The 17248-nt window shown below is 56.1% G+C and carries 10 protein-coding genes and 1 pseudogene; 10 read left to right on the top strand and 1 reads right to left on the bottom strand.

Annotation, left to right across the window (positions count from 1 at the left end; genetic code table 11):
* Window positions 1–64: 64 nt before the first annotated feature.
* The 8 genes from ehuB (at window position 65) to GGD66_RS11500 (ending at window position 11231) form a co-directional block, all read left to right on the top strand.
* Complete coding sequence (gene ehuB, locus GGD66_RS11535; protein WP_183257777.1) at window positions 65–943, top strand: ectoine/hydroxyectoine ABC transporter substrate-binding protein EhuB; 879 nt, start codon at window positions 65–67, stop codon at window positions 941–943.
* A 243-nt stretch (window positions 944–1186) separates the two neighbouring features.
* A complete protein-coding gene (ehuA, locus tag GGD66_RS11530; protein WP_183257776.1) occupies window positions 1187–1972 on the top strand; it encodes an ectoine/hydroxyectoine ABC transporter ATP-binding protein EhuA in 786 nt (261 codons plus the stop codon).
* Window position 1973: 1 nt separating this feature from the next.
* On the top strand, window positions 1974–2624 hold the full coding sequence (ehuC, locus tag GGD66_RS11525) for an ectoine/hydroxyectoine ABC transporter permease subunit EhuC (RefSeq protein ID WP_183257775.1): 651 nt from the start codon (window positions 1974–1976) through the stop codon (window positions 2622–2624).
* 7 nt (window positions 2625–2631) lie between these two features.
* Complete coding sequence (ehuD, locus tag GGD66_RS11520; RefSeq protein WP_183257774.1) at window positions 2632–3315, top strand: ectoine/hydroxyectoine ABC transporter permease subunit EhuD; 684 nt, start codon at window positions 2632–2634, stop codon at window positions 3313–3315.
* 107 nt (window positions 3316–3422) lie between these two features.
* Window positions 3423–4310 (top strand): polysaccharide deacetylase, encoded by an 888-nt coding sequence (locus GGD66_RS11515; protein ID WP_183257773.1) that lies wholly within the window; start codon window positions 3423–3425, stop codon window positions 4308–4310.
* A 1043-nt stretch (window positions 4311–5353) separates the two neighbouring features.
* Entirely contained in the window at window positions 5354–6736 is a 1383-nt protein-coding gene (locus GGD66_RS11510) for an aspartate aminotransferase family protein (protein ID WP_183257772.1), read from the top strand.
* Between the two features lie 1607 nt (window positions 6737–8343).
* The gene (locus tag GGD66_RS11505; RefSeq protein ID WP_183257771.1) at window positions 8344–9477 is read left to right on the top strand and encodes an ABC transporter substrate-binding protein; all 1134 of its coding nucleotides are present in this window, start codon (window positions 8344–8346) and stop codon (window positions 9475–9477) included.
* Window positions 9478–9611: 134 nt separating this feature from the next.
* Window positions 9612–11231 (top strand): ABC transporter permease subunit, encoded by a 1620-nt coding sequence (locus GGD66_RS11500; RefSeq protein ID WP_183257770.1) that lies wholly within the window; start codon window positions 9612–9614, stop codon window positions 11229–11231.
* Window positions 11232–12165: 934 nt separating this feature from the next.
* Here GGD66_RS11500 and GGD66_RS11495 read toward each other — a convergent pair.
* Complete coding sequence (locus tag GGD66_RS11495) at window positions 12166–12648, bottom strand: MarR family winged helix-turn-helix transcriptional regulator (RefSeq protein ID WP_183257769.1); 483 nt, start codon at window positions 12646–12648, stop codon at window positions 12166–12168.
* Between the two features lie 471 nt (window positions 12649–13119).
* Here GGD66_RS11495 and GGD66_RS11490 point away from each other — a divergent pair, with 471 nt between their 5' ends.
* Both GGD66_RS11490 and GGD66_RS11485 read left to right on the top strand, forming a co-directional pair.
* The gene (locus GGD66_RS11490; RefSeq protein ID WP_183257768.1) at window positions 13120–14652 is read left to right on the top strand and encodes a porin; all 1533 of its coding nucleotides are present in this window, start codon (window positions 13120–13122) and stop codon (window positions 14650–14652) included.
* A gap of 1632 nt (window positions 14653–16284) precedes the next feature.
* A pseudogene (locus tag GGD66_RS11485) lies at window positions 16285–17112 on the top strand (DNA-binding protein); the annotation flags it as partial.
* Window positions 17113–17248: the final 136 nt, after the last annotated feature.

The following is a 17248-nucleotide window of genomic DNA, read 5'->3' as shown; positions in this document are numbered from 1 at the left end:
CCTCCACGAGAATGCTAATTGTCGCTTCAACGACCAGTCAGACGTAACCAGGGGGACCTCAAAAATGCAGACATCGATCAGGTTGATTTCCGGCGACTTCTTGGCACGGGTTTTAGCCATTACCGCCAGTGCTGCGGTCTGCTTTGTCGCGGGGCCGCGGACCCTCTGTGCTCAATCTACTCTCGATCGCCTGCGTGGCGGTGAAAATGCAGTTATCGGAATCGCCAACGATCCCCCATTTATGAGCATGACCCCAGACGGCAAGCCGGACGGCATCGGCCCAAGCATCGACAAAGCCGTCCTGGGACAAATGGGCGTTTCCGCTGTGGCGGCGCAAGTCATGGAATACGGGGCACTTATTCCCGCAGTGCGTGCGCATCGGATCATTTTCGCCTCGGGAGGAGCCCTGAATATAACACCGGAGAGATGCCAGGCGGTTCTCTTTTCCGAGCCAACCACGTGCATGGGCGATGCCTTCGTAGTGCGTGCTGACCCCGGGCAATCCGTCACTACTTACAAAGAGGTTGCCGATCGCGGTCTCAAAATCGGGGTCTGCGGTGGATGCACGATGGAGAAGTTCGCATTAGGCGCTGGCGTGAAACGGGAAAACCTTGTCATTTTCCCGGACGATGTAAGTGGGCTCAAGATGCTGCTCGACAAGCGTATCGATGTTTTGGCAAGTGGCGCCGGTCCCATGACGCACGTCCGAGCGACGTCCAGCAATCCCTCGCTCACCGCATTGATCCAGGTCAAGGATGCGCCAATGAGCTGTACAGGAGCCGTGTTCAGCAAGGAGGATGCTGAATTCCGCAACGCGTACAACGCCGGACTCAAAAAAATCCAAGAAAGTGGTGAATATACCGCCATCCTTAAAAAGTTTGGAAATGAAGAGCTGGCAAGCCTTGTCACTAGCCGATCTACCGCTCTGCTCTGCCAACAATAATCCATCTGCTGAGACTTTCGCGACGACAACCGCTGCTTCTTGCAAACCTGGTTGTCGTCGCGATGCTTGTGTGACGCACGATCGAGTCTAACTCGGCGTTAGCCCGCTCGCTGACGCCATCATCAAATGCCCGCGAACGCAAACACCTGTTCACGTGTTGGCAGCCTTGAACGTTCTTCTGCTGGGCAGCGCCATCTCGTCCTGCCTAGTTGGCATCCCCGCGATGAGTCATCTGGAGCCGACATGATCCCGCCAATGGTTCAGTTTGACAGTGTTCGTAAACTCTATGGCGCTTGTCCTGTTCTAAGCGATTTGACTTTCAGCGCATCGCTTGGCGAAAAATTAGCGTTGATCGGTGCGTCCGGCTCCGGCAAGACGACAATTCTGCGCATCTTGATGACGCTAGAGGCAATCGACGGCGGTAGCGTTATCGTCAATGGTCGATCTCTGTGGAGCGCTGAGACTGCGAGCTTGCATACCCGGCAGCGTGAGGCTCACTTGCATGAGGTGCGCAAGGACATCGGAATGGTCTTTCAGCAATTCAATCTATTCCCGCACATGACCGTCCTGCGCAATGTTGCCCTCGCGCCTATCCTCACCCAAGGCGTCTCCAAGTCGGCTGCTGAAGCACTTGCCATGCATCAACTTGAAATGGTTGGTATGGCCCATAAGGCACACGCGGTCCCGGCAGAGCTGTCAGGTGGACAGAAGCAGCGGGTGGCGATTGCGCGTGCGCTTGCCCTAAAACCTAAAGTCATGTTGTTCGACGAAGTCACTTCGGCGCTCGATCCAGAGCTCGTTGAGGAAGTGCTCAATGTTTTGCGCAAGCTCGCGCTTGAAACGGACATGACGATGCTGCTTGTCACCCACGAGATGAGCTTTGCCCGCGATTTTGCCGATCGCATCATCTTTTTAGACGGTGGCCGAATTGTAGAGGAGGGGGCGCCGCCTGAGATATTCGGCAACCCCCAGCAAGATAGGACCAAGCTTTTCCTACGCAAGATTGTCGCTGCGGGGCTGAGCTTATAAGATGCCCGGGTCTATCGAATTTCTTCCTAACATTCTTGCGGGCGCGGTCCTTACAGTAGAACTCACACTGCTGGGGAGCCTCATCGCTGGAGTAGTCGCGTTCACCGTCGCATTTGCGCGTCTTTCAAACTCCGCTTGGCTCCGTATTCCGGCCAGGGTCTTTATGGAGTGTTTTCGGGGAACATCCATCTTCGTGCAACTTTTCTGGGCGTATTTTGTCCTTCCGTTGTTTGGCATTTCGCTCACGCCATTTCAGGCGGGGGTCACCGTTCTCGGACTAAACGGCGGCGCCTACATGTCCGAAATCGTCCGTGGCGCCATGCTGGCTCTGCCGCGCGAACAATTCGAGGCTTGTATTGCTCTAAACTTCAGCCCCTGGCAACGCTTGAGCTATGTGCTTCTGCCCCAGGCTCTACGGTTGATGATTCCGCCGTTCTCCAACAGCGTCATCGAGCTGATGAAAGCGACTGCGATCGTCTCGCTGATCTCACTATCAGACATGACTTTCCGGGCGCAAACGGTCCGCACCCAGACCGGCGAAGGTGCTGTGCCGTTTCTAACTATCTTAATCGTGTACTTCGTCCTGGCGATCACCATTTCCACGCTGCTGCGTCGCGTTGAGTTGCGTCTCATGCCGAGCTCGGTCAGGTAAACCTGAGATGGATTGGGATTGGTCCTTAGTTTTGAAGATACTGCCCCAGCTACTCGAAGGGGTTAAGACTACTCTGCTTGCTAGCCTACTCGGCTCTGCGTTAGCTATGGCACTCGGACTTGCGATCGCCATCGGCCGGCGATCTGGACGACGAGTCTTGCGGGCGCTCTCGCACTCTTATGTGGAATTCGTGCGCGGGACTCCGCTCCTCGTTCAACTCTACTTCGTCTTCTATGTATTACCCGACATCGGTATTCTGTTGAGTCCTCTCACTGCTGGCGTGGCTACGCTGGGGATCCACTACGCAACTTATACCTCCGAAGTATATCGCGCTGGCATAGATAATGTGGATCGCGCGCTGTGGGAGGCGGCCAAAGCGCTAAACCTAACAAGGCTCCAAACTTGGCGGTATGTCATCATTCCGCTAGCAGTTCCTCCAATGCTGCCTGCGCTTTGCAACTACGTCGTTTCGATGTTCAAAGAAACGCCGCTGCTGTCCACGATCACGGTCATTGAGTTAATGGCTCAAGCCCGCATCATTGCCAATGTGAACTACCGCTATGTTGAACCGATGACCATGGTTGGCGTGTTCTTTCTTGCGGTCAGCATACCCTCCGTCATTGCCCTACAGTATCTTGAGCGTCACTACGGAACAGGGCGTGACCGCCATCGCAACATGTCTATATTCTAAGCTCATGCCACCATATGCCGCATAAGGGCGGCGTCTGGAGGTTCACGTTAAACTATTTACTCAAGTTCGAAGCGTGCAAATTTGTAACCCCAATCTGGAAGCAAAACATGCCCAACGTCCCGTGGCCCAACAATGCTAAGCTCGCCGTTAATCTAACGTTTGATTTCGATGCAGAAACTCTATGGCTATCGCGTGACCCTGCCAATATCGATCGACCTGGAACGCTGTCACAAGGAACCTACGGAGCGAAAGTTGGCGTTCCGAAGATACTCGAATTGCTTTCCAGCGAAGGCCTGCCAGCTACGTTTTTTGTACCTGGCTGGGTTGTGGACAACCGAACCCATGTCGTGGAGAAAATCATCAAGGCCGGGCATGAAATCGCGCATCATGGCTATTTGCACAAAGCAGTTGACCCCAAAGACCCTGAACTAGAACTAGAAGAGCTCGAAAGCGGTATTGAGGCGATCAAGCGTGTCGTCGGCATTGCTCCTGTCGGCTATCGCGCGCCGTCGGGGGAAACTAGCCCCAATCTGGTTCGTCTCTTAAGTGAACGCGGCTTCCTTTACGACAGCAGCATGACGGACGACGTTGAACCTTATCGCCACTTTCTGCAGGATGGATCCCCTGGCCTCGTCGAGCTACCTTGGCACTGGAGCTTGGATGATGCTCAGTACTTGTTAAGCAACGCCAAAACTCATCGCCCCATTCAGACAAACGACCATATCCTTTCGATCTGGAAAGCCGAGTTCGATGAGGCCTATCTATCGGGCGGCTATTTCAATCTCCTTATGCATCCGCAGGTGACCGGACGTCCTTCCCGTGTTCGCATGTTGCGCGACTTCATTGCTTACGTAAGGAAGCACGACAATGTGTGGTTTGCGCAGAGCCAGGATGTCGCCAATGCTTGGCTGCAGATTGGACCGAAACGGAGCGCCGAACCAATAATATCACCTTTCCTTAAGGTGAGTCAGGATGGCACCATTTCGCAGTGCTAGACCTTTTCACGCATTCAAGTTTGTTAACGCCAGCAGCACCATCCGACTCATTAGAAGGGTTAGAAGAGCAACAGCTCCCGTTGTTTTTGGGTGCTCTCGATGGACTTGATCGGCTCCTGCAGCGTGATGGCGGGAACGCTTCGAAGCACGCTTATCTGGATCGCCAGCTATCCGTTCATAGTCCTCGCCGTTCGAGATGCCGCGAGACCACGTCCCATCGGACGAGCGGAATTGTGGCGCTTTCCGGTGAGCAGACTCGTTGCGCTTTTGATCCCGGTAAGTAGCACCATCGGTCTTTACTAAAAGTTGGCGAGGCTCAGAGACGGCTCCCTCTCTAAGAAGCCTTTAGTTTTTAGCTCCAACAGCGAGCGTCTGGCCTATCATGTTCTCGATCCTCTAGTTGGCGGGCGCGATAAATCAGGTGCTTATGCTGCCCTGCCTCCCACCAGGCACAGCATTCGACCTTGAACAACGCGTACGGAAGTCGAATCCAGACGTCGGTCAGTTCATGCTATGGGAGTTGTTTTTGATGATGCGACTGCCCGATCGGCGGGAGCAGCTGTTCAACGGCGCCGCGTTTCAAGGACCCATGGTCTGCACCTGCTTTACGCATAACATGCATCGCACTATTCAATCTTGCGCTTCCCAACTACCACGCTTGGCGCGCTGCATTAGTAGCTATTCGGATGCGATTCGGTAGGAACAATCAACCTGTAGCGATCGCATTGCCTGACGCGGTTTTTCCACACTATATCCGAAACAATGAAATAATCCTGCGGGACGGCCTTCCAAAAATCCGCATACCGGCGCTGAGGCTGGTTTACTCAATGCATGACTGAAAAGTACTAGCTGGATCTCCCTCGCCTACTCGGGAGGTTGAGCCTTGCCGACACCAAACTGTTGGCCTCGGCTCGATTCCATTCAAGAGCCGTCGCCGCTGACGGCCATCCTGGATGTCGAGTTTAGGGGCAACGAAACTGCACACCGGGACGTTCGAGATGAAGTCTCGAGGTTTCGCCGCTTGTGTCAGCTTGAGGATTAATATGACCCTGTCAAATTCGCTCGCCACAATGGATGTTACGACGTCGCTGCACCCGTATACGGATGCGCGCGCCTTTGAGGCGACGGGGCCTCTGATCATGGATCGGGGGGACGGCATTTATGTCTATGATTCGGGTGGCAAGCAGTACATTGAGGCGCTTGCTGGATTGTGGTCGGTTGCCGTCGGATTTAGTGAACAGCGCTTGCTCAACGCTGCCATGCAGCAGATGGAAAAACTGCCTTATTATCACATCTTCGCTGGCAAATCGCACGAGCCGTCTATCAGGTTGTCGGATAAACTAGTCGAGATGGCGGCCGATCAGCGCCTATCAAGGGTATTTTATACCAACTCTGGCTCCGAGGCGAACGATACGGTAATTAAGCTTGTCTGGTACATGAATAATGCTTTGGGCCGGCCTCAAAAGAAAACGTTCCTGGCTCGCAACAAGGCCTATCATGGTATTACTATCGGTGCGGGCAGTCTAACTGGCCTGCCCAACAACCACCGCGATTTCGACCTGCCTGCAATCCCAGTAGTGCATCTGAGTTGTCCGCACTATTACCGGTTCGGGGTGGATGGAGAATCTGAGGCTGAGTTTACCCAGCGCCTGCTGGACGAGGCTGAACACACAATACTGCAGAAAGGGCCGGAGACGATTGCTGCGTTCATCGGCGAGCCCGTTATGGCAGCCGGCGGCGTCTTGCCGCCGCCGGAAGGCTATTGGCCTGGAATCGAAGCGCTTTGCCGCAAGTACGATATTCTCCTGGTCGCGGATGAGGTTATTACCGGCTTTGGGCGTCTAGGCACGTCATTCGGTTACAAAAAGTTCGGGTTCTCGCCCGATATCGTCACCGTCTCGAAGCAGATTACGTCAAGCTATATGCCATTGGGTGCAGTCCTGTTCGGAGAGCGTATCTACAACGCCGTCGCCGACAACTCTCACAGAATCGGTACATTCGGTCATGGCTATACCGGGTCTGCGCATCCCGTTGCTACAGCTGTCGCGCTCGAAAATCTGAAAATAATCGAGGAGCGCGACCTAATTGGCAACGCCGCAAAACTGCAGGATCAGTTCCAGTGCGGTCTTAGTCAACTGGCTGAACTTCCTTTTGTCGGAGAGGTACGAGGTGTGGGCCTCATTTGTGCCGTAGAGCTTGTCGCGGACAAGGCTTCGAAACGTCCCTTCTCGAAGCCTGGAAGAGTTGGTACTCTGGCAATGCAGATTGGCCACGAGCAAGGCCTTATCTTCCGCTCTATCGGCGATACGCTGGCACTATGTCCACCGTTGATCGTGACTGAGGACCAGATTAGCGAGATTGTCGCTCGGATGCGCCGAGTTTTAACCCTCACTGTGGCTCAGATTAAAGCCCTCGGCATCGATTGAACCGACGGCGGCATTCCTGATCTATGATCATGCTTGAGGACACTAAATCTGGTGCAAGGGCGGTCCGCGATCCTTTTTACTGCCATCTTAAGCGGTGACGTCGAAGGAAAAAGTTAAAAAGTCGATCTTGCCGATTTTGTGCTTTGCAAGGGACGGGCGAGTTCAACCCGGACGGCGTCAGCCTAGCAGCTATTATCATCCGTCCCCGCGCCCATCGCCCACTTCCGTCATCGATGCCGTACTCGATGACCGCCCGCACGATACGTGGCACCTTCGGTTCTGCGTCGCCAATAGCGATCCCGGACTTGTCTCGGCACGCCGGCGCCTCACTTGGATAGCCGAGAAAGGAACATTTCGCCTGGTTTTCTCGGTCAGCTCCGCCGCTCGATCAGCTGAGTGGATTCTCTGTCGCGCAGAAAGAGTGTGGGCTCAGGTGGGAAACGCCCTCGAGCTAGCTGTAGGCGTCCATCTGGGCCGTTCAGCTTGGCTGGTTGTTCGAGGGCAGGCGTAGGAGCGTCGAGCCGTCGTTTGGCTAATCCGCGGCGATGCTTTCGAGATTAGTGGTGAGCCAGCCTGAGGATCGACAATTGTTCAAGCCTGGCGACGTTGAACAGAGTGGCGATGGTGGCGACTTCGACCGTCGCCACCATCGCGAACAGACATTCTTGCGCTCGAGTACGCGCTGACGCTTGTTCCACCACGAGCAGTCCATCTCACATGGCCGCCAGCTGATGCGCCCCTCCGGTGAATAGAGTGTGATCGTTTCGGCTGCAATGTGCGGAGCAGAGTGAACGACTTGCTGATGAGGTGCGCGAGCTTCATTGGGCGCTGCGCGGGGGTGATTCCGGCGATGAGCTCTGCACAGCGGCTGGGTCTAGTACGCAGCAGCGAGCGCGGCCTTTCCTGTTAGTTCGCTTGTTCTCCCGCATCAGTCGCTTATGTGTTAGATCCTGGGGATATCATTACCGCGCTCGATGTCTTTTCTGGTCCGATCCCGGCAGTCCTTTTGCGTCGTGTAGTGGCTACTGGTCAGCCTATCGAGGCAGGCGAATGAGATTCGCCGCATTGGCGAGCGCGCGGTTCTTCAAGTTATCGGACTCACCCGTGGTGAGTTGAAAAAAAATCAATCCGCGGGGGCTGATTGCAGAATTTAAGCGCTAAGGCGCGGTTCGCTGCATCAAACAGCATTGAAATCCCGTTATCTTTAAGAGAGGACCAAACGTGGTTCTGTTTCACGTTCTTGACCGGTAAAGGGAGGAAATTGTGACAGGCGTCGCGCGGCTAGATGTCCACACGTGTCCCCATTTCACCCTGTGGTTCTCTCGCGGTGAGGACCAGATCTTGGTCCACGTGGGACGAATTACTCAAGGCGTCTGCTACTGCATAGTGCAAGTCGAGGCCTAGCGTGATTGCTTGTCCGCGGATGTTGCGGGGGGGGAGCGGTAGTTGTGCTTCGCTCGCGATGCGCGCGTGCGACTTTTTCAACCGACGTCATTCTGTTTGGTGGTGCTTGGGTCTCGCTTGACGCGGGTCGAGAATTCTTGGCCCGCAGCAGAGCGAATTCCATAGGCCGTAGCGATCCGTTTAATCAAACCAGGGGGAGAACTATGAGCGATCTAACCAACACTGCACCTAAAAATTCCAGCTTCGACCGCCGGAGTGTCCTGCGAGCAGTTGCCGCCGCGATGGCGATCCCGGCGGTTGCGCGAGCTACGGTTGCCTTTGCAAAGGACAAGCTCTCCGGTAGCGGCGAAGTCGTTGTGTTTGGGTGGGGCGGTTCAACCACCGCAGCCGTACGTAAAAACGTCTTCGAACCTTTCACGAATGCGACTGGCATCAAAGTCAGCGATGTGACGGGTGATATTGCCGAGCCCCAAGTCAAGGCAATGAACCAAGCTGGGCGTGTAGATTGGGACATCGCGCCGATACAGGCATCCACCTATCCCGCGATGAGCCAGGCCGGCATGTTCGTTCCGATCGACTACAGCCTATGGGACGACGAATCGATCGAAGGCGTACCTAAAGCGGTGCGCCTGAACGACGCATTCCCCGTGATCCAATCGGGCCAGGTGCTGGCTTATGACGAGCGGGTATTCGGGAAAAATGGGCCAAAGACCTGGGCCGATTTCTGGAACGTGAAGGCTTTCCCTGGGCCGCGCGGCCTCTACGCTCCTATCGGCAAGTTCAGCATCATTCCCGCATTGTTGGCTGACGGCGTAGCTAAGACGGACATCTGGCCGCTGACGGACGACAAAATTGAACGAGCATTCAAAAAGCTCGACGAAATCAAGCCGCACGTGACGAAGTGGTGGACGTCCGGTGGTGAATCGGGCCAGCTCCTTACCAACCGCGAATATGTGATGACCACTGCCTATGAAGCGACCATAATTGTGCTAGCTCGGCAGGGGGCGCCGCTGCGAATGGTGTGGGACAACACGCCTGTCAATTACACGTACTGGACGGTACTCAAGGGTGGGCCGAACAACGAAAACGCGCAAAAGCTAATCGCGTTTGTGAATCGAGCAAAAATTGCTGCCGCCTGGACGTTGAGCTTGCCCGAGCCTGGCCCGAATGTACATCAGCTCCAATATCTCCCGTCAGATCTGGTCCCGCTGCTCAGCATCAGCCACCCCGATAGCTTGATCATCGAGGACTCGGCTTGGCTTGGCGCAATGCGGCCGGACGGCAAAACTAACTACGACCACATTCAGGAACGGTGGCTGGCGTGGCGGGCACGATAATCTTCCCACCACGAGACGGGCATTCGAAGTCTGCTTGGGTCTTGCGATCGGCGAGACCCACGCCATGGGCTTGGCTTCTGGTGCCCGGAAGCCTCTTCCTCGCGGTACTCTTTGTCTTACCGCTGGTAGGACTGTTGGCGTTCTCACTTGGAATACCCAATTGGACCCTTTCGAATTTTCTGCGTATCGGCGCGGATCCAGCCTATGTGAAAGTTCTGCGAACAACAGTTGAGATAAGTGTGCCTGTGACTGCGTTGGCCCTGGTGCTAGCGTACCCGATCGCCTACGCATTGGCCACGCGAGGATCAATCCTGCGCACCTTCCTTCTCTTGGCAGTCGTGTTGCCGTATTTCACGAGTGTCTTGGTTCGGACTTTTGCCTGGATCATTCTTTTGGGACGAGGCGGCGTAATCAACGACGTCCTGCTCAAACTTGGTCTCGTCTCTCAGCCAATCTCGATGCTCTACAATCGTTTTACCGTAATTATGGGCATGACCCAAATCCTCATGCCGCTCATGATCCTGCCTATGTATACGGTCATGTCGAGCATTGATCAGAGACTGTTGCGTGCCGCAAGGGCAAGCGGCGCGAGTGCAATCGCGGCCTTTCTAACTATTTTCCTGCCTCTCAGCTTGCCGGGCGTGTTGGCCGCCGTGTTGCTGGTCTTTATCAGTTGCCTCGGGTTTTACATAACTCCAGCATTGCTTGGAGGTTTGTCTGACGTCACCATAACAATGGAAATATACAGTCAGGTAGTTGATCAGCTCAATTGGAACTTTGGATCCGCACTGTCTATGGTGCTTCTAGCCGCGGTATTGGCAATTCTGTGGATCGGTTCGCGCTTCTTTCCCATCGACCGGCTTCTGGGATTGTCGGACGACGAGAATGCATCGCATGCGGCTGTCCGCCAACCGTTGGGAAGATACTGGCTGATGCATATTGGCTCGGCAGCGAACGCGCTCGACCGATGGCTTCCCTCGATCGGAGGCTACAGCGTCTCGATTGCTGCGAGCCTGATGGGGGCGCTGCTTCTGCTGCCGGTGCTAGGCGTCGTCTATCTGTCGTTCAGCTCGTCGCCCTATTTCGAATTTCCTGCGCCAGGTTACTCGCTCCACAATTACGAAGCGTATCTCTCTGACATGCATTGGATAAGCGCTACGCTGATCAGCGTTCGTGTTGCGTTGATGGCAACCGCGATAGCAACAGTGCTTGGAACCATGCTGGCCTTCGGTCTTGCTCGCGGTCGCGTCCCCGGTCGCAAAGCCATTGTCGCACTTGTCATCGCCCCAATCATTGTACCAACGATTGTGGTGGCGGTTGCTACCTATTTCCTGCTCGCGCGGATAGGGCTTCAGGGCACAGAGTTCGGATTGGCTCTTGGTCAGGCGGTCTACTCCATCCCTTTCGTGGTCGTGATCGTAGCTGCCAATCTTCGTGACCTCAACCCGGCATATGAGCGTGCGGCCCGCAGCCTTGGTGCGGGCCCGGCTGCGACCATCCGAACCATTGTCGCTCCGCTGATTATGCCGGCGTTGGTCGTGGCTGCCTTTTTTGCCTTCCTGAATTCGTTTGACGATGTTGTCTATGTTCTGTTTCTGGGCATCGGGAGGATCAGTACTTTGCCTATGCTTATGTGGCAAAGCATCAGACAGAGTGTAAATCCCACCATATCGGCGGTGGCCACTTTGCAGTTTGCATTGGCTGCGATTGTCATCGCCGCCAATGCCCTATCGAGCTATCGAAGAAGAACCTGACTGTCGGGACTTAACACGCACGCGAGTCGATAGGGACCTAAGTATTGAAATCACATTGTAGGGCCTCTGGTCTGAAAATCGGGGAAATCGCGCCCCGGAATTTGTGGAAGGGCTCCCGTGGTGGATCGCGGTTGACCATATCAGTTTTTCAATCTCATCCGGGGAATTCATTCCGTTGCTTGGCCCAGCGGAGAAAACGACAACGCTGATGCTGGGTACATATGCCTCTCTCGATGCCGCCCGCTAGCTGGCCAGCGGATAGCGGAGTTCTTGCTGGTGCTACCTCCGGCGCACTCTCGGGGCAGCTTCATAAACAAAGACGGGTGGTCCGCGCTCTGGAGCCCAACCCTCCCTAAGGATTGCAAACGAACGTAGGAGGGAAACTGAGTGTCCGACTTTTCTGAGGCTGGGCACATACAACGTCCGGCTTACCTGTGCGAGCATCTTTCGGGCCGCCGCCGCGGCGATGAGCATTCCTTTTGCTTGTACGTAGCGCCGCCACCCTTGAAGACAGCCTCACTGGCTCTGGCGAGTCGTCGCGGTCTTTCGGGTATCCGCTTCACCCAAGTCTCTCCCAAGCACTGTTCGAGCCCTTCGCCAAGGTAACCGGAATCAACGTGGTCAACGTGATTGCTGGCGTTGCCGAGCCCTAGGTTGAAAGCAATGAGCGAAGCAGAACGTCGATTGAATTTCGAGGATCGCCCTGGGGCGAGTACCCGCCTCGGTTCAATTACACGCGCGGTGGCGGTGTGTGCATTAGCGCAGTTGCTCACTTCGGCAAGCGGTGTTTGAAGCTAGTGTTCCTAAGAACTGGAAGATCTGGAACGTCAAGGCTTTCCGGCACATTGCGCTCTCCTCTTTGGAGCACACGCGGTGCCACAATCGACAATGACTGGCGGAGAAGCTCGGCGCCGAACGGATCAATCGATCAATCCTACAGTACGCCTATACTCAGTTTTTGAGAGGCCAGCCGGCTGTTCTTGGCAATCGAAGCCAGTCGTTTGTTGAGATAGTCCAGGGATGCCTCGTCTAGCCCGGCGAACATCGTCAAATTGAGCGCTTGCCTCTTGTTTGACAGGTTCGCAATTTCTGCCCGGGCCTTTTCGGTCAGCGAGATCTGAAGGAAACGTGCATCGTCAGTGGATGTCACGCGAGATAGATAGCCTTTCTCTTCGAGCTTTTTCGTTTGGTTCGTGACGAAGGCCGGGTGGATTCGAAGCTTAGTCGCCACCGCGATCCCGGAAACCCCGCGGCCTTCATCGAGTCGGTCAATAGCAATCAAAATCAACCATTGGGGTTCGCTTATTCCCAACATATCGGCCCACCCCTTGTGTATCTCCTCGAGTTGGGAATGGATCTCGACGATGTTCCAGATGAAGTCCGTAACGGCCTTATCCAGTTGATCCTTTTCGCCCATTTTGGTCTTTCCGCTACGTCATGGTGCCTACAGGCTACGCAGGTGATTATTAGCGGGAATGCTCGCGCCCGTCTCGATACGATTTGACGCGACATACCGGTCATGCAAAAAATTAATTGACCAAAACAATTCATGTATGATATCAGAACTGCAGACTCTGAGGCCCTTTGGCCGATGGTTCATGTAAAATCTCCAAGGAGAACCTCCGGGATGCCCCCTGGGGGTTCTTTTTTGCTTTTTTTGGTTCATATGCCTACCTTAATACCAATTATGTTGCTGGATTGTCACGCACCTCAATCAAAGGATAACGTCTGGAATTAATTAATTGAAGCAATTGTAGTTCAGAACTATACGACGGTGGACGGAGAGGGGGCGCCTCGAAGTCGTTCCGTCAAGGCCAGCCCACTGGGGTGAGGCTAGTAGCGGCGGATCTGGACGACGGAAACGATATTTCAACTTGGAGCTTCATCGATGAAACTGACAAAGGGTCTCATCCTCGGTTCTGCGGCAATGTTCGCCGGCGCCGGGGCACAGGCAGCCGATCTCCCAGTCAAAGCGAAGCCGATCGAATATGTGAAGATCTGCTCGCTGTATGGCGCGGGCTTCTACTATATCCCGGGTACTGACACCTGCATCAAGCTCGGTGGTTATCTGCGTGCAGATACCGTGTTCAACACCCACGGTGACCTCGACGCTCCCAACGCCGGTTTGGGCGGCGCCCGTAACCGCCTCAGCAACTACTATACGACCCTCGCCCGTCAAGACCTGCAAATTGATACACGAACGGCGACCGAATATGGTGTGGTCCGGACTTTCGCCGAGATGGTGTTCACATGGTCATCGGGCGCCTATAGTGGTGCCGGCACGACCGGCGTAAACGGCTCGACCGCGTACAACGGAACGAATCCTGCAGGCAGTGGTCGCGGCACAGTTGCGGGTGGTGCCCTCGGTTTGTACTACGCGTTCATTCAGTTCGCTGGGTTCACGTTCGGCAAGGCGGAATCGCAATTCAGGACGCCTTGGGGCGAATATCCGGCAAACAACTTCGAATTGCCCGGCAGTGCTGGTTGGGACCCCGTAAACCAGATCACGTATACGGCCGACTTTGGTCAGGGCATTACGGCTTCGTTCTCGGCCCAGGATCAGGTCGCTCATGACCAAGGCAACGTCTGGAACGTGAGTGGCGCGACGGCCGCGGGTCTAGCGACCGGCACGTACGGTGCCAACGACCTCGGCGCTACGCGAGCTCCAGACCTCATCGCGAGAGTCCGCGTCGATCAGGCTTGGGGCCTCTTCCAGGCATCGTTTGCTGCGCACGATAACCATCCCGCTTATTACGGCGCCGATGAAACTACCGGCCATCCGGACGATAAGTGGGGTTGGGCCGGACAACTGGCGTTGTCGATCAAGAACCTCCCGACTGGCGCGGGTGACTCCATCAATCTGACGGGCGTATATGCCAACGGTGCAAGCCGATACGTCTTCCACGACTATATGTCGAATACTTTCGCGATGTATGGCGGTACGGGAATCGCGGGCGCCTATCAGAGTCTCGGTCTCGCTGGCGCATCTGACTCGGTGTTCGTGACAGGTTCCGGCCAGCAACTCACCACAACCTTCGGCTTCAATGGTGGCTATACGCACAACTGGGACCCCTACTGGAACACGTCCGTTTTCGGCGGGTGGGCAGCTGTGAGGTATAGCAACACGGCGAAGGGTTATATCTGCGGGGCCTTCGTCGGAACCCTCGCTCTTTCGACCGGCTTTGCCGGTTGCAACCCCGACTTCAACTATGCAGCCGTTGGTACGAAGACGTCGTGGACTCCCCTCAAAAACCTGACGTTCACTGGCGAGCTTGTGTACCAGATCCTTGATCAGAAGTACGCAGGTGCAAGCACTGTGACCTTGCCTTTGCAATCGAGCGTTGCAAAACCCGCCACTGTATATGAGCTAAAAGATCAGCATAGCCTCGTGCTGCTCTTGCGTGCACAGCGGAACTTCTAAGTACGCCACAAACCTAACGGAAGGAGGCAGGTAAAGGCTCTTTTGAACTAGTTTAACCTCCAAGAAGGCCTCCGGCATGCCCGCCGGGGGCCTTTCTGATTTTTTAGCCTCTCAGTCAATGTTGTCCATCATTGCTGACGAATACCGTCATCAGGCCCGCTTCGCCCAACGCACAGTGTCTGTCCTCGAAGCTGCTTGCTGAGGTCAATTCCGCGAGGCAGCTTGCCGAGTAGCAGTGCTTGATATGAATGCCCAGGGTGGTGCCGTACAGCACGTGCGGCTTGTCTTTCTGATGGAGAGCCTCGTGGCGAACTGAGATGCGCTCCAGTCCAGCGGCATCAACGTATTCGTTCGCTCGGACGCGAGTCGAAACGGAGTTGGCGCGATGGACCTCGGTGGCTTACCCACAGGCACGTGCCTGCAAGCGATTGCATGGACCGGGCTGCATGTCGTGCGAGATCCGTTCGGCTGCGAGCGATGATAGGAAGTCCCGGCCATTGCCAACGAAATGCCGACTACATTAGGCGACGTTCCTGTCGAACGCATTGAGAGACTGGTTTCGACGCTATGCCAACACCACGCGTGCGCGTGCGGCGTACGGCACAAGGCGAGCGCATCCGCGAGGTGCAAGCTATGACGGAGGTTGGCTTTTGTAGGTTGCGAAGGCGAACGCAGCTTCCACATTCGCCATGAATCGTCCTGCCGCGAGAATGGGCGGCAGACGGTTCCTACCTCGCTCGGTTTGGCTTCTTTGCCTGCACGTTGTGCTCGCGATGCCATGCTGACCTGGCTGAGCAACCGGAGGCTATCGGAAGGAGCAATCGACCGTGCGGCGCACGCGCACCTTGCTTAGACCCTCGTGGAACTCTTTTATGACGCGGCCTTCCAGCCCTCATAGGAAGAGCCTGCTGCAGGCGATCCCGTAGTTGCGTGTGCAGGAATTTGCGGTGTGTTTAGGTGTCCCGCTCGTTTCCTTGACCCACCGATGGTGGTCGTCCCACGCGGACTGGTGGCTGATTGCACTGGCCGGTGCGATCTGCCCCGCGTGGCATAGCGTGGCAGCCGCGTTCGCTACGGCCAGCCCTTTGGCAACTGGAAACTGCGATTCAGGCAATACAGCTTTCACCATGCATACCTTACTCTGTGCTCTCCACCGGGCTGCGGCGCCCGATTTCGAGACGTTTCCCGGCAAGCTTTTGTCCCGTTCTCCTTTCGGAGTTTCAGTCGTTTCCGACACGGGTAAGCCGGGCAAGTAAGAGCCGCCAGCAGGCTCCATTCTTTCGAACACTCCCTTCTTCTCCACGCCTCAACGGCGCACGCCATCCGGCGTCGATCCCTCGCGCAAGGGCTTGCAGAGCTCCTCGCCGGGGGGCACTCGGGAAAGGGCTCGCCTGCGGCGATCGCCATCACTGCCCCGTTCCCGGGTGCCGCTATTGGACCGGTCTCGTCGCTGCACTCGGACCCGCGTCCCCTTCGGGTCGCTATGCTCACGCTCTCCAGGTGCCATTTTCCATTGAGGCGATGCGCCGTTGGCGCACGCCTGGTGGGCGCTACGGCGCTTAAGCCACCTCAAGGCCAAGTCCCATGAAGAATCCGATGGAAGGCGGGCCGCGTCGCGGATTGCGCATTAGCGCTGCTGATGCCGAAGAAGATGATGAGGACGCGACCAAACCTTTGCCGGATCGGCTGATCATCGAGCTCACGGCGCATCGCACCCTGGCTTTGGGGGAAGCACTGGCGGAAAATCCCGCGGTCGCGTTCCAGGCGGTGTTGCACAACTTCGTGCTAACGGCCTTTTATCGGTTTGCTCCGTCCGGGTGCTGCCTTGAGATCGGCCTGCGCACGCCTACCTTTCCCGCTCAAGCTCCTGGCTTGAGAGACAGCGAGTCCGCGAAGGCCGTCGAGGCGCGGCATGAGGCGTGGAAGGCACGGTTGCCGAGAAAACGATCTCTGGGATGCGCACACGGCCCTGGATGGTACTGCGCAAGCATCCCTGTTCGCTCACTGCGCGTCATTTGCGGTCAACGCCGTCTATGAGCCAGCCAACCGCTACAATCAGGGCCGTGTCTCCGCCCACGGTGTCCGCACGCGTCTGGACCAGGCTGACGTGGTTGCGCGCGCGGTCGGGCTGGACATGGTGCAGGCCGGCTGGCAACCCACGGTCGACAACTATCTCAGCCGGGTCACCAAGCCTCGCATTCTGGAGGCGGTGCGGGAAGCAAGGGGCGAGTCGTCCGCGCAACTGATTGACCACCTGAAGAAAGCCGACATGGCCATGGAGGCCGAGCGCCTTCTCGACGGTTCAGCATGGTTGCCGGAGCCGCTACGTCTCGTCGACTCCAGCGCGTCGTCAGCGGAGCAGGAGGGTGAAGCAGGCCCATTGCCCGAATTCCTTGCCGACGAGGAGGATCCGGAGACGTCGGCGACGACGATCCGCAACAGCTCGACGCGGCTGAGTGACGTGACAGAGCGGGGTGGCTCCGGCCGCCCGGCAGTCGTTCGGGGACCGGTGCTCAGCGCTGGTCTCCTTTTTATTGCCGACGGCTGAGAGGGAGAGACAGGCCGGGAAGGGTTTGAGCTGTCGGGTCAAAGGAGA

This window comes from Bradyrhizobium sp. CIR48 (assembly GCF_014198315.1).
Lineage (GTDB): Bacteria > Pseudomonadota > Alphaproteobacteria > Rhizobiales > Xanthobacteraceae > Bradyrhizobium.
Note: the sequence above shows the minus strand (reverse complement) of the source record. Positions and strands in the feature narration are given on the sequence as shown.